Origin of the sequence: Chloracidobacterium sp. (genome assembly GCA_016715795.1) — a bacterium.
In the GTDB taxonomy this organism is placed as follows: domain Bacteria; phylum Acidobacteriota; class Blastocatellia; order Pyrinomonadales; family Pyrinomonadaceae; genus OLB17.
Genome location: JADJXP010000001.1, coordinates 160,760 through 174,239, shown reverse-complemented (window position 1 = coordinate 174,239; position 13,480 = coordinate 160,760). Strand labels below are relative to the sequence as shown.

Sequence of the window (13,480 nt, the reverse complement as noted above, 5' to 3'; positions counted from 1 at the left end):
TAGGTGCTATCCGATTCTACGGCCTAGTTGTGGCGCCACCCAACTATTGATTAACAACATCGCCATTGATAATACTCAAAAATCGAAGTATTATCAAGCATAATAACTTATGTCAGATCCGCCAAAATTACTTGACCGCGTTCGAAATGTGATGCGGGTTAGGCATCTGAGCCACAAGACAGAACGGGCATATGTTGGATATATTCGCGAGTATATACTTTTTCACAATAAAAGACATCCGAAAGACATGGGCGTGACCGAGGTGCGGGACTATCTGACACATCTGGCCGTGGACAGGAATGTTGCCGCTTCAACTCAGAACGTGGCGTTTAACGCCATCTTATTTCTTTACAAGCAGGTTTTAGAGATCGAACTTCCGGTCATTGAGGGCGTTTTACGCGCCAAACGGCCCGCGCGTCTGCCGACGGTTTTTACGCCGAAAGAGGCAAAGGACATTATTAACGAGCTGGAAGGGCCGACAAAGTTGATCGTTGGTCTGCTATACGGAAGCGGTTTGCGTCTGAGCGAGGCGCTGCGGCTAAGGGTAAAGGATGTCGAGTTTGAAATGGGCCAGATCATCGTGCGTGACGGTAAAGGTGCCAAAGACAGAACCACAATGTTGCCTAAAGCCCTCAGCGAAGATCTGCGGCGGCATTTGGAGCGCGTAAAATTGCTTCACGAAGAAGATCTGTCGCACGGATTCGGGTCTGTATTGTTGCCGTACGCGCTAAAGGCCAAATACCCTAAAGTCGATAAAGAGTTTGCGTGGACGTACGTGTTTCCTTCCGCGAAGCTTTCACCGACGCGCGAGGATGGCGTCGTCAGGCGGCATCATACCGCAGAAAGCACTCCGCAGCAGGCTGTAAAACGGGCTCTCGAAAAACTACGGATCTACAAACACGCAAATTGTCATACCTTTCGCCACAGTTTCGCAACACATCTGCTCGAAGATCATTATGATATTCGCACCGTTCAGGAACTTCTCGGCCACAAGGATGTGCGGACCACTCAGATCTATACTCACGTGATGCAAAATAAAAACTTCGTCCGGAGTCCGCTCGATGATTGATCGCAAGCGTATCGGGCTGCTGGCGTTGGCAGTCATGCTGTTGTTGGCCGGACACGCGTTTGGCCAGGCGGCGGAGCGTGGCTTAGATCAGGGCGATGCGACGGAGTTGGGTTCGCGGACGGCGAAAGGCGGCTTTCGGAATGAGGACGAGATACGGGACAAGTTCAATAGCTGGAAGACGGATGAGGACGCGAAGAAGTGGCTTGCAGCGATGAATCACGACCTAAGTAAAATTGAGAATGTCCTCGCCGCCAAGCCGCATGGTGAAAAGGCTGATGTCGAGGTCCGTGTAAAGACAAAAGCCGGAGAAAAGGTCGAGGGCATCTCGATCAAGCTCGTGAGCAATCCGAATGGCTTTAATCAGATAGATAAACGGTGGCTGGCGACGTATGCAAAGATGTGGCGGATGCCGACGGACGTCGTTGCGGCCTTGAGGCTGTTTGTCGGCGAGACGCCGCCGTTGAGATCAGGCCGTGATCCTAAACGGATGTATCTTAACGAGTTGGATGATGCGGCAAGACAGGCTGTTGTAGATTTCTTTACCACCAACCGAGACGAGATCGTTTCGGACCTGTTCAAGGGTGACGGGACGCATGCCGCGTCGTGGTTCATGGTCGCGTTCAAACCGGCCGTAAATACGCAATGGACGCTGCGTAATACAGACGACGTGATCAAATTCTACGGCGAAGGCAAGATCGAGATCACCCGCACCGGCAACCTAAAGATCGGCCGTATCACTATGCAGCGAAAGGGCGGCGACGGTGGCCGCGAGACGGCCAAAATGCTGCAGTTCAAGATAAATCCCGCACTGTTATTTGACGCAAAATGAGATTATCCAAGCAACAGGTTATCGGAGCTCTCGTCTTTCTTGGCTTCGTTTTGGCCCTCGGCTTTGCCCGATACCTCGTGTTTCCTTCGTGGTAGTCTAAAACTCGTGTCCCAACGTATCTACGCTATCGCCGGGCCAACGTGTTCGGGCAAGACGGCCCTTGCGGTTGAACTGGCTCTGCATCTCGGCGGTGAGGTCATTAATTTTGATTCCGTTCAGGTATATCAAGGGATCAAGATAGCCACCGCAAAGCCTAACGACGAAGAGAAACGCGGCGTGCCGCATCACCTGATCGATTACGTCGATCCGCGAGTCAATTACACTGCGGCGGACTGGGCGCGAGATGCGGCGGCGAAAATAGTTGAGGTCGAATCGCGGGGGACGACGCCGATACTTGTCGGCGGCACAGGTTTCTATCTTAGAACGCTGCGACAGCCGCTGTTTGACAGTCCGAAGACAGACGCGACGCTGCGTGAGCGGCTGCGTGAGATACAGAAGCGGCACGGGGCCGAGCATCTCCACGAGATGCTGGAACGCGTTGATGTTGACGCGGCTCACAGGCTTGAACCACGGGATTTTGTTCGCGTGATACGTGCGTTGGAGGTCTTTTTCCAAACAGGCGAACGGATAAGTGAAAAACAGCCTCATCGGGCCGCACCGCCCGAATTTGCGTCGCGGATACGGCTCTTCGTGCTCAATCCGCCTCGCGACGAGCTTTACGACAAGATCAACGCACGGACCGAAGCTCATTTTGCTGCCGGGCTGGTGGATGAAGTGAAACAATTGCGTGCGGCAGGCGTTAGAGACGATACCAACGCACTCGGGGCCCATGCCTATCGACGCGTGTGCGAATATTTGCGGGGCGAACGCGACCTTGAGTCAGCCGTCGATCAGTCAAAACAGGACGTTCGCAATTATGCAAAGCGGCAATTGACGTGGTTCAGGCGAGAGGCGGATGCCGATTGGCTGGATGGATTTGGGGCTGACAAAGCTGTGCGGGAACGCCTTCAGTGCCTCGTCGAGGCAGAGCGATTGTCCTGACCGCCAAATCTGCTATAATTGACAAAAAAATAATCTATTTGAGGGAGGACCATGGAAAAGCAGGCTGCCCAGAATATTCAGGATGCCTTTTTGAACTCGGCCCGGCGCGAACGGGTCAATGTCGTGATCCATCTGCTTCAGGGCGCAACGGTCGCCGGGCGGATCAAGAGCTTTGATAAGTTCTCGGTCCTGCTCGATGTCGGCGGCCCTGACGTGCTGATATTCAAACACGCGATCTCCTCAATATCACACGAGCGTCGCCCCGCTCCGGAGCCCCCGGCCAGTTGAAAGGTAGATTTATCACGCTCGAGGGCATCGACGGCAGCGGCAAATCCACGCAGATGGGAATGCTGGCGGCTACGGTGCGCGAGCGCGCCTATGATGTTGTGACAACGTGTGAGCCGGGCGGCACGCCGTTGGGAGTGGCATTGCGGGCGGCATTTCTTGAGACGACCGAGACGGTGGCTCCGATGGCGGAGTTGCTGTCCTTTGCCGCGGACCGTGCCCAGCATGTCGAGCAGCTGATCAGGCCGTCGCTGGCCGCGGGCAAGATCGTCATCTCTGATCGCTACGCTGACGCCACGTTTGCGTATCAGGGAGCAGGCCGCGGCTTTTCTGAGGACAAGGTCAAGCAGGTGATCGAATTGGCGACGGACGGCCTGAGGCCGGACCTGACCTTGTTCTTCGATATTCCGGTCGAGACAGCGATCGTGAGGATGGCAGGCCGCGACGAGGGCCATACGAAGCGGAATCGCATGGACGATGAGACCGCCGAATTTTATTCTCGCGTTCGTGATGCCTATCTCGGCATTGCAGAACGCGAACCGGGCCGCTTCAAGGTCGTTGACGCCTTAGGAACGCCGGTTGAGATCCACGAACGAGCGGCCAATGTCGTTCTCACCATGCTCGATGTTTAGCGACCTTATAGGGAATGAGCAGGCCAAACTCCGTTTGCACCGGCTGCTGGGTGCCGGGCGATTGCCGAATTCACTGCTTTTTGCCGGTGACGAAGGGGTCGGTAAACGGCAGTTTGCCTTGGCGATCGCCAAGGCGTTCCTATGCAAGACGCCGGAGGCCGGCGAGGGCTGCGGTAATTGTCCCGTCTGTTCCCGTATCCCGATGTTCGTCTTTCCCAAGCCGGATGACAAAGACGCTCACAAGCGGGTTATCTTTAGCAAGCATCCCGATGTTGGCATCGTGGTGCCATACAACCGGAACATCCTCGTTGATGCCGTCCGCCATCTGGAGGCGGAAGCGAACTTCAGGCCTTTCGAGGGGCAAGTACGCTTTTTTGTCATTGATGATGCTGACAAGATGAATGATGCGGCATCGAATGCGCTCCTAAAGACACTCGAGGAACCGGCGCCGACGTCATACATCTTTCTCGTGACCTCCCGGCCTGATGCGTTGCTGCCGACCATTCGCTCACGCTGCCAAATACTTCGGTTTGCTCCGGTCGAGACCGAGATGATCGAGCGGTTCCTGGTCGAGGATCGGGCTTTCCCGGTTGATGAGGCACGACTCGCGGCCCGCCTGTCGAGAGGCAGCGTCGGACGGGCACTTGCGGTCAAGGTCGAGGAGTTTCGCGAGCGACGGAGCAAGATGCTCGATGTCATTCGCAATGCGATCACAGCCGGTGACAACGCAGCGATGATCCGCTTCTCTGAGGGGCTGAACGACGCGAAGAACAAGGAACGATTTGAGGAAAACCTTGATATTCTGGAATCGGTCATTCACGATGTATGGAGGCTGCGGTACGGCGGCGAGGCGTCGCAGATCGTCAATGGCGATATCGCCATCGGCATTGCGGAGATGGCAGAACGCTCCGGCCGCGCCGACCTTGCGTCATGGCTCGCGGATATTGAAGAGCTTAGGCGAAATTTGTCGGTGAATATCAATAGACGCGTTGCGACGGACGCATTATTTACCGCCATGGCCGCCGGCAAAGTCTGAATACGATGCAGCTGCAGGAGAATTTTCCTGGATTTGGCATATCGCCCACGGTCGAACGCGTGACGGCGGGCGCGGCTGTGTTCGGCGGTGCGGTGGGAGCCGGCTATGTTGCCGCATTCGATCCGGCCCAGTCGACTTTCTTTCCTCTCTGCCCACTGTATTCGATGACCGGCTTTGCCTGCCCGGGCTGTGGACTCACCCGAGGATTTCACGCCCTCTTTCATGGCGATGTCATTCCGGCGATCGACTTTAACCTGCTCGTGCCGTTCTGGGCGGTGATATTTGGCTATGTCGGAGTATCGCTGCTGCTCACGGCCATTCGCGGCCGCGGGCTGCCGATGTGGCCAACATCTCCGAAGTTCCTGGCCGGCTTTGTGATCGTGCTCCTTGTCTTTGGCGTGCTGCGAAACCTGCCGTGGTGGCCGTTGACGATCCTTTATCCATAGGAAATTCACCACAGAGACACAGAGAGCACTGAGAACAGAACAATGATGGCTTTTCTGTGCCCTCCGTATCTTTGTGGTGAATCTGTCTTTACGTGATCTGGACGAGCGGTTTTTCGGCGGCCGCCGGCGTGGCATTCGAACCTTGTTTGCGCAACAGTTCGACCTCTTTGACAAACTCTTCCACGATATCGTCTCCGGCGACACGGCGCATCGGAACGCCGTCCTTGAATATCATCCCTACATTGCGGCCGAATGTGATGCCAAGCTGGCTGTCGTGTGCTTCGCCGGGGCCATTTACCGCGCAGCCCATGATCGATAGATGGAGCGGCTCTTCTACATGAGCGAGGCGGCGTTCGACCTCGGTTACTATCTCGACGAAGTTGTCGATATCGAGCCGTCCGCAGGTTGGACACGCGACGACGGTTACGCCTCGTTTGCGGAGTTCGAGAGATTTGAGTATTTCCCACGCGACTCGAACCTCCTCGTGCGGCTCGGCGGCCAGCGAGACGCGGATCGTGTCGCCGATGCCCTCGTGCAGAAGGATGCCTAAGCCGATCGCCGATTTGATCGTGCCGCCAAACGGCGTGCCGGCTTCGGTCACACCCAGGTGCAGTGGATAATCGACCTTTCCTGCCATCAGCCGATAGGCGGCGACCATCCGGTTAACGTCAGACGCCTTCAATGAGATGATCGTGTCGGAAAAGCCGAGGTCCTCAAGGATGCGGATGTGCCGCATGCCACTCTCGACCATCGCCTCGGGCGTCGCCGAGCCATATTTCTTGAGCAGGTCCTTTTCGAGCGAACCGCCATTCACGCCAATGCGAATCGGCACTTTCCTCGCCTCTGCTGCCCGCACGACCTCGCGAACACGGTCGATCGAGCCGATGTTGCCGGGATTGATGCGAAGCTTGTCGATGCCCGCGTCAAGGGCTTTCAAGGCGAGCTTGTAATGAAAATGTATGTCCGCAACGATCGGCACCTCGGTGCGTTTACGGATCTCATACATCGCCGCCGCCGCGTCGTCATCGGGCACGGCGATGCGAACGATCTCACACCCTGCCTCGACCATTTCCTCGATCTGCTTGATGGTGCCGTCAACATCGGTCGTGTCAGTCTTTGTCATCGACTGCACAGCCACGGGTGCACCACCGCCGATATGGATGTCACGGACCTTGACTGTTCTTGTATTTCGTCCCATTAAAGTATCGCGTTCGGGTCCGTCTGCCGCCGGATCAGCCAATTTTCATGCCTCGCTTTGAACTCGGCCATCTCGCGGTCGAATTCTTCGTCTTCTTTCGACCGTCTCCGTCGCGCCTTTTCTTTTTCGTTGTAGAATTTAACACCTTTGATATCCGAATTCTTCAGCGAGTCTATCCAACCGTGCAGTTGTTTTGAGATATTGACGGCTTTGCCGATCAAATTTGAAATTTCAGATCTGAGATCTGAGAAGCGGCTTTGCTGCTCGCACAGCCGCAGCATGGACCGGGACTCACCTGCAGAACCGCGGGCGATGTAGAGGAAGTTTATCAATTCAGCCGTTGTGCCTCGTTCAAATCCTTCGGCCATGTTGTTCGAGATCGACAAGGCTGCCCGCTCAAGTTGATTTTTGGTATCTCCTAAACCTCGGAAATCAACTTTCTCCGTGAATTCGAAGACCCTCACGGCAAAATCGATCGCCGCTTTCCAGACAGGAAGGTCTTCGAATGTTGAATACTTCATTCTCGTGCTTTGTTTCAAATTTCAGATCTCAAATTTGAAATTTGAAAAAGGGTCGATCACTTTCCTATCAACCGCGACACGTCAAAGAACATCACGGTCACCATCAGCAGGAGGACGATCGCGAGGCCTGTAAGCTGGATGCGTTCGCGTGCGACCAGTGACAAGGTCTTGCCGAACCAGGACATCACTTTCTCGATGCCGAGCACCATGATCTGGCCGCCGTCGAGCATCGGGATCGGCAGTAGGTTCATCACGCCGAGGCTCAATGAAATTGCCATCAGCACCGACAGCAGGCCGAGAAATCCGCTGGCGAATACCGTCGTCACAATGATCTGGCCGATGCCGATCGGGCCCGATACGGTGTCGCGTGCCGAACGCTCACCCGAGCCGACCTGGCCCAGTGCCCGGCCGGTCATACGCAGGATCCGCAAATTCTGGTCCACCGACCATACAGCCGCGCCGACGATGCCGACGCTGTCGCGGGTGTTCATCAGTGTTGGGTCGAAAGCAATACCGATACGCCAGTCTTCGTCCTTTTGCACGGCGTTCGTCGCGATCTCAACACGCTGTCCGCCGCGATTGATCACAAGGTTGATCGGCTGGTCCTTTGCCTCGCCGATGAGCGTTTTCATCTCCTGGCTGTTGCGAATGGGCTTTCCGTTGACCGATGTGATCCAGTCGCCCTTTTGAATGCCTGACGACGCAGCGGGCATCGTCGGATCGATACTTCCGACGACGACAGGCTCGGTGCCGGCGTCCGGCGTCATTTCGAGGAAACCGCCCGATTGACCCTTTTCGGTGACCTTGGTTGGCGCAATCGTGAGATCAGTCCGCTGTCCGGCGCGCTCGACTATGATCGGAACCTGCTTTTCGGGGATGAGGAGAGCCTCGTCCTCGATGCGGTCCCACGAGGGGCTTTCGATCCCGGCAAAGCCAACGATCCTGTCGCCTGGCTTGATGCCCGCCACATCGGCTGCGCCGCCGGGCTTTACAAAGCCGACGATCGGTGCCGGATTTGACGGAACACCATACGCGAGGGCGAGGCCGAACGGTATCGCCAACGCCAGTACGATATTCATAAACGGCCCCCCGAGCATCACGAGGAATTTTTGCCATCGCGGACGAAGCTCGTAAAGCTCACCTTCGGGCACCGGCTCGGTGGTATCGTCTTTGCCTTCGAGCCCGGCGTTGGATTCGTCGCCGTAGAGCTTTACGTAGGCCCCGAGCGGTATGGCTGAGACGCGATAGTCGGTGTGGCCGACCTTGATGCCAAACAGCCGTGGGCCAAGGCCGAAAAACGAATACGCCTCAACGCGCATGCCAAAGAATTTCGCGACGAAAAAGTGGCCGAGCTCGTGGATATTGATCGCCACGCCGAGCACAAAAAGTATCGCAAGAATCGAAATAAGGATATCGCTCATCAAGAAAACTGCCTCATTCGGCTATTAGAATTCGCGTCGCAACCGCGAGTTGTCATAAAAAGTCTAGAACCGTTGAGATAACAGGTCAATCATGCAGGTATCGCAGCCGAACCGGCGGCGGCCGCGAGCACCTCGGCGGCGGCGCTTCTCGCCCAGCCATCGGCCGCGAGAACTGTGTCGATACTGTCCGCTGCGATCGGTTCGTGAGCGGACATTATGGCCTCATTCACTCGGGCGATGTCGGGCAAAGTGCAGCGGCCGTCGAGAAATGCCCTGACCGCAACCTCATTGGCCGCGTTCAGAACGGCGGGCATCGTCCCACCGGTGCGAAGTGCCGTGTAGGCCAGATCGAGGCATGGAAAGCGTTCGACATCAGGCTCCTCAAACTCCAATCGGCCCACCCCGGCGAGATCGAGCGGCGGCAGGCATCCCGCGCGGCGTTCGGGATACGTGAGTGCATATTGTATCGGGTGACTCATGTCGGTCACGCCCATCTGAGCGATGACCGAGCCGTCGATCATCTCGACCATTGAGTGGATAACCGACTGCGGGTGCACCACGACCGAGATCTGGTCGGCGTCAAAGCCAAAAAGCCATTTGGCCTCAATGACCTCAAGCCCCTTGTTCATTAGCGTTGCGGAATCGATCGTGATCTTGTCGCCCATGTCCCAGTTTGGATGAGCGAGGGCCTCGTCGCGTGTTGAGGCTGCGATCTGCTGTTTTGACCATGTGCGAAAGGGGCCGCCTGAGGCGGTGAGAACGAGGCGTTTGACCTCGTTACGCTTCTCGCCACGAAGGCACTGGTGAATGGCGTTGTGCTCACTATCGACCGGTAATATCTCCGCGCCGGATGCCTGAGAAGCTTTTGTCATCAATTCGCCGGCCATCACGAGCGTTTCTTTGTTGGCCAAAGCAACGCGTTTACCCGCCTCGATCGCTCGCAGTGTCGGCAAGAAGCCGACCGCTCCGACCGTTGCGGATACGACTGTTTCTGCCTGCGGGTGCGTCGCGACGGCGATCATACCGTCTGTGTTCAACTCGATACTGGGCGGAACGACGCCACGTGCGTGAAGTTCGCGTTCCAGTTCCTCGGCACAGGTCTGGTCGTCGCACGACACCAGTTCGGGCCGAAATTCGGCGATCTGCCCGGCGAATTTTGACATATTCCGTCCGGCCGCCATCGCGACGACACGAATATCGCCGAGATGTTCGATCACTTTTAGCGTGCTGCAGCCGATAGAGCCGGTGGAGCCAAGGATGGAAACGGGCCTCATAATCGCAAACGACAGGTTATCACAGACCTGCTGATCTGGAGGTTTTCTTAGCCGGTTTCTTGACTTGCGTTGCCTGTATGAAATTCATCGCGTCTTTTAACTCGTGGGCGTCGCCGGTGATCAACCGTGCGCTGCGCTCTCGCGTCAGGTAAGCCCAGAACCACGCGAACATCACGGCGAGTCGATTGCGAAAGCCGATCAGGAAATAAACGTGCAGGAACAGCCACATAAACCAGGCGATAATGCCGCGAAATTTCATCCCGGCGGCCTGCGCGATGGCCTTTTTGCGGCCGATGGTGGCCATCGAGCCTTTGTCCCAATAGACGAAGTTTTCGCGGGGCTTCCCTTTTAGCTCGTTGAGGATATTCTTCGCCGTGGCCTCGCCCATTTGCATCGCAGCGGGCGAGACGCCGGGGACTGGCTCGCCGCTCTCTTGCAGCAAATGCACCATATCGCCGATCACAAAGATACTGGGCGAGCCCTTGATCGAAAGGTCGCTCTCGACGGCGACGCGGCCGGCGTTATCGGTCTCAACGCCTAATGCCTTGCTGAGCGGCGATGCGGCGACGCCGGTGGCCCAGAGAACGACATCGCATTCGACCCAATTGTCGCCGACACGGACTCGTCCGGGCTCGATGTCGGTAACAAAACCGTTGAGGTGAACCTCAACGCCCAGGGATTCGAGCTGTTCTCTTGCACTAGCCGAAAGGTCCTTTCCGAACGTGCCGAGTATCTTGTCCGAGCCCTCGAATAACATCACGTTGGCCTTCCGCGTGTCGATGGCCTTGAAATCATTCGCCAACGCCTTTCGGGCGATGTCCGCGATCGCTCCGGCAAGCTCGACACCCGTCGGGCCGCCGCCCACGACGACGAAATTGAGCTGTTTTTGCTTACCTGTGAGATACGCCTCACGCTCGGCAAGTTCGAATGCCAGCAGGACGCGGCGGCGTATCTCTACGGCGTCCTCGATGGTTTTCAGCCCCGGAGCTGATGTTTCCCATTCGTCGTGGCCGAAGTAGGCGTGCCGCGCACCGGCCGCGACGATCAGATAGTCATAGCCGATCTCGCTGCCGTCGGCAAGAACTACCTTTTGTCTTTCTTTGTCAAAATTCACCGCCTCGCCGAGGATGACCTCGACGTTCCTCGCTTTCGCCAAAATTCGCCTGATCGGCTGTGCGATCTCGCCCGGACTCAGCACAGCCGTTGCGACCTGATACAGCAGCGGCTGGAATACGTGGTGGTTCTTGCGGTCGATCAGCGTGACCTCGACGGGCTTGTTGGCCAACGCCTTCGCCGCCCAAAGCCCGCCGAAGCCGCCGCCGATTACCACGATTTTGGGGGTTGCTTTCATCCGTATTATGCCCAAATATATCAACGAAACCGTGATATAATAAGCATATGAACCTTGTCGATAGAAGCCAAATGCCCACGAAGGTCACGACGCTCGACGAAAGCGACGATGCTGGTGATCTTCGTACGTCGACAACTCCCGAACAGCGTTTTGAAATGACGTGGGAACTATCGCGAAGCCTTTACGAATTCAGGGAGAAACGGGTTGCTGAACCAGAACTTCATCGACATACTGTCAGCGTTTTCCGAAGAAAAAGTTGAGTTCATGGTCGTTGGCGGTTACGCAGTCGCGTTTCATGGCTTTGTGCGTGGAACCGGCGATTTTGACCTATGGATCCGCATCTCCGAGGAGAATGCCGAACGCGTATGGAAAGCTCTGGTTAGTTTTGGGGCCCCGCTTTTTGATCTGAAGAAAGAAGACCTGATGACTCCGGGCATGGTTTTTCAGATGGGGATGCCACCCTATCGAATCGATGTAATTAACGCGGTTGACGGGATCGATTTTGACGATGCGTGGCCAAGTCGGTTGTTTGTTAAGTTTGACGGGCTGAAGATCCCCGTCATAGCAAAGTCCGATCTGCTTCAGAACAAACGAACCATGAATCGGGCGAAAGATCGCGCGGATATCATCTGGCTTGAGAGCGATTAGTTGTTACACTCCAACAAATCGAGCGTAGAGTGAACGGGCAACCGAGATATCATCGGTTCCTTTGATTATTGCCCTTCCGTCAGCAAACAGAGTCATTTCGTTCTCGCCAGTCACGAATCTAACCAGATATTCGTTCTGCTTTACGGCTGCGACAGAACTTATACGTGACGCGAGTTCGGCGAGATCGATCTTTGTGCTCGACGGCGGGGCGATCTGGACGGCGTTGCGGCCGCAGAGGACTGCGGAGAATTCCTGTGCGGCGGCGTCGAGGAATTCGTAAACGCCTTTGCCGCAGCATTTGCAGTCTGGCTTGGGTTCGCTGAGCTTTATTCGCTGCCTATCATTGGCCCAGAGATCGAATTGCATCAGCGAGGCGTGCAGCGAATCGAGATCGCCGACGAGAATTTTTAGTGCTTCGGCGACCTGCGTGGCGGCGACGGTGGCGATGATCGGCATAATCACGCCCGCGGTGTCGCAGGTCGGCGACGAACCGGCGTCGGGCATTTCGTCAAAGATGCATCGCAAGCACGGCGTCTGGTGCGGGCGGACGGTCATCGTTGTCCCGTAACTTGAGACGGCGGCGCCGTAGATCCAGGTTCGGCCATGTTTGACACAGGCGTCATTGAGCAAGTATCGAACCTGGAAATTGTCGGTGCCGTCGATCACGAGATCGACGTCGTCGATGAGCGATTCGACGTTTGAATTATTAATGTCGGCTACGAGCGGCTCGACGGCGATCTCGGAGTTGATCTCGGCGATGCGCGTTTGAGCCGCAACGGCCTTTGGCAGGCGTTCAGCGGCGTCGGATTCTTTGAAAAGCGTCTGTCGCTGGAGGTTGCTGAACTCGACAAAATCGCGGTCAACGATCCTCAAGTGGCCGACGCCTGCGCGTGCCAGCATCTCGGCCTGTGCGCAGCCAAGAGCGCCGCAGCCGACGAGTAAAACGCGAGCATTAAGAAGCTTCTCTTGGCCTTCGTGGCCGATCTCTGGAAAGAGAATTTGCCGGCTGTATCGCTCGTTCATAGGTCGAATAGCGACTGCACAAAACTGCGAATGCCGTCACGCTCGCCGATATCGCCGTAACGGGCGTCCATCGCGGCCTGTTGACGTTGCTGGTCGCGGAGGCGATCACGCTCGTCGCGGAGTTCGATTCGCTCCCGATCGCGGGCCTTTTCCATGCCGCCTTTACGAATGAACTCGATGATCGACGGCAGTTCGTCAGCGTCAAACCATACGCCGTGATCACGACAGATATCGACGATCACGCCCGACGCCTTGGCGAAATTGTTACGGTTCATCAGTTCTCCGCAATCGGGGCAGGGCACGTACGCGACCTTTGTCATCGGCACCCCGCGGACGGTGCGGTCATCGAGAAATCCCAGAACCGCAGATTGGCGTTCGCGCTCGGCGCACACGGATTCAAATGTCGCCACGTCCATCCACAGCCCGTCACACTTATTGCAGCCGCGAAGGCGCGTGTCGGCGACTTTCATCACCTCGAGCGGTTGGCGGCACCGCGGACAATCACCGGTCTCATCGTGAAGCGAGACCTCGAGCGGGGCGGCGATCGCTCCGCAATGACCGCAGAATTGGCTGCCGACGAACATCAACCCAAAACATTTTGGGCACGCGACCGTCTTTAGCCGGACCTTACAGAATTCGCATTCCGCGGCGTTGCTCTCGACGCCGCCACCGCAGTTGGGACAGTTAAGTGCCTCAGCAGACATAC

The 13,480-nt window shown here is 56.5% G+C and carries 15 protein-coding genes; 8 read left to right on the top strand and 7 right to left on the bottom strand.

Annotated features, from left to right (window positions below; all coding sequences use genetic code 11):
- Positions 1 to 109: 109 nt before the first annotated feature.
- The 7 genes from IPM59_00870 (at position 110) to IPM59_00840 (ending at position 5,338) form a co-directional block, all read left to right on the top strand.
- The gene (locus IPM59_00870) at positions 110 to 1,069 is read left to right on the top strand and encodes an integron integrase (protein MBK9214145.1); all 960 of its coding nucleotides are present in this window, start codon (positions 110 to 112) and stop codon (positions 1,067 to 1,069) included.
- A complete protein-coding gene (locus tag IPM59_00865; protein ID MBK9214144.1) occupies positions 1,062 to 1,898 on the top strand; it encodes a type II restriction endonuclease in 837 nt (278 codons plus the stop codon). The genes IPM59_00870 and IPM59_00865 overlap by 8 nt, the downstream gene beginning before the upstream one ends.
- Before the next feature lie 105 nt (positions 1,899 to 2,003).
- On the top strand, positions 2,004 to 2,939 hold the full coding sequence (gene miaA / locus IPM59_00860; protein ID MBK9214143.1) for a tRNA (adenosine(37)-N6)-dimethylallyltransferase MiaA: 936 nt from the start codon (positions 2,004 to 2,006) through the stop codon (positions 2,937 to 2,939).
- A 51-nt stretch (positions 2,940 to 2,990) separates the two neighbouring features.
- Complete coding sequence (hfq, locus tag IPM59_00855) at positions 2,991 to 3,227, top strand: RNA chaperone Hfq (GenBank protein MBK9214142.1); 237 nt, start codon at positions 2,991 to 2,993, stop codon at positions 3,225 to 3,227.
- On the top strand, positions 3,224 to 3,856 hold the full coding sequence (tmk, locus tag IPM59_00850; protein ID MBK9214141.1) for a dTMP kinase: 633 nt from the start codon (positions 3,224 to 3,226) through the stop codon (positions 3,854 to 3,856). The genes hfq and tmk overlap by 4 nt, the downstream gene beginning before the upstream one ends.
- On the top strand, positions 3,849 to 4,892 hold the full coding sequence (locus IPM59_00845) for a DNA polymerase III subunit delta' (protein ID MBK9214140.1): 1,044 nt from the start codon (positions 3,849 to 3,851) through the stop codon (positions 4,890 to 4,892). Before tmk ends, IPM59_00845 begins: the two co-directional genes overlap by 8 nt.
- A gap of 5 nt (positions 4,893 to 4,897) precedes the next feature.
- A complete protein-coding gene (locus tag IPM59_00840) occupies positions 4,898 to 5,338 on the top strand; it encodes a DUF2752 domain-containing protein (protein ID MBK9214139.1) in 441 nt (146 codons plus the stop codon).
- Between the two features lie 88 nt (positions 5,339 to 5,426).
- On the opposite strand, the gene ispG is transcribed toward IPM59_00840, so the two are convergent.
- From ispG to IPM59_00815, 5 genes are all read right to left on the bottom strand, one after another.
- Entirely contained in the window at positions 5,427 to 6,536 is a 1,110-nt protein-coding gene (gene ispG / locus IPM59_00835; GenBank protein MBK9214138.1) for a flavodoxin-dependent (E)-4-hydroxy-3-methylbut-2-enyl-diphosphate synthase, read from the bottom strand.
- Entirely contained in the window at positions 6,536 to 7,057 is a 522-nt protein-coding gene (locus IPM59_00830) for a four helix bundle protein (protein MBK9214137.1), read from the bottom strand. Before IPM59_00830 ends, ispG begins: the two co-directional genes overlap by 1 nt.
- A gap of 56 nt (positions 7,058 to 7,113) precedes the next feature.
- Entirely contained in the window at positions 7,114 to 8,478 is a 1,365-nt protein-coding gene (rseP, locus tag IPM59_00825) for an RIP metalloprotease RseP (GenBank protein ID MBK9214136.1), read from the bottom strand.
- 89 nt (positions 8,479 to 8,567) lie between these two features.
- Entirely contained in the window at positions 8,568 to 9,752 is a 1,185-nt protein-coding gene (locus IPM59_00820) for a 1-deoxy-D-xylulose-5-phosphate reductoisomerase (GenBank protein ID MBK9214135.1), read from the bottom strand.
- 19 nt (positions 9,753 to 9,771) lie between these two features.
- Entirely contained in the window at positions 9,772 to 11,103 is a 1,332-nt protein-coding gene (locus tag IPM59_00815) for an NAD(P)/FAD-dependent oxidoreductase (GenBank protein ID MBK9214134.1), read from the bottom strand.
- Between the two features lie 204 nt (positions 11,104 to 11,307).
- On the opposite strand from IPM59_00815, the gene IPM59_00810 reads away from it, so the two are divergent.
- Positions 11,308 to 11,751 carry a hypothetical protein gene (locus tag IPM59_00810; GenBank protein ID MBK9214133.1) on the top strand — a complete coding sequence of 148 codons (444 nt, stop codon included), beginning with the start codon at positions 11,308 to 11,310 and terminating at the stop codon, positions 11,749 to 11,751.
- Between the two features lie 3 nt (positions 11,752 to 11,754).
- Here the strand turns inward: IPM59_00810 and IPM59_00805 are convergent, their stop codons facing one another.
- Positions 11,755 to 12,774, bottom strand: a complete 1,020-nt coding sequence (locus tag IPM59_00805) for a ThiF family adenylyltransferase (GenBank protein MBK9214132.1) — start codon at positions 12,772 to 12,774, stop codon at positions 11,755 to 11,757.
- Positions 12,771 to 13,478: a zf-TFIIB domain-containing protein gene (locus IPM59_00800; GenBank protein ID MBK9214131.1), complete on the bottom strand. Its 708-nt coding sequence runs from the start codon at positions 13,476 to 13,478 to the stop codon at positions 12,771 to 12,773. Before IPM59_00800 ends, IPM59_00805 begins: the two co-directional genes overlap by 4 nt.
- Positions 13,479 to 13,480: the final 2 nt, after the last annotated feature.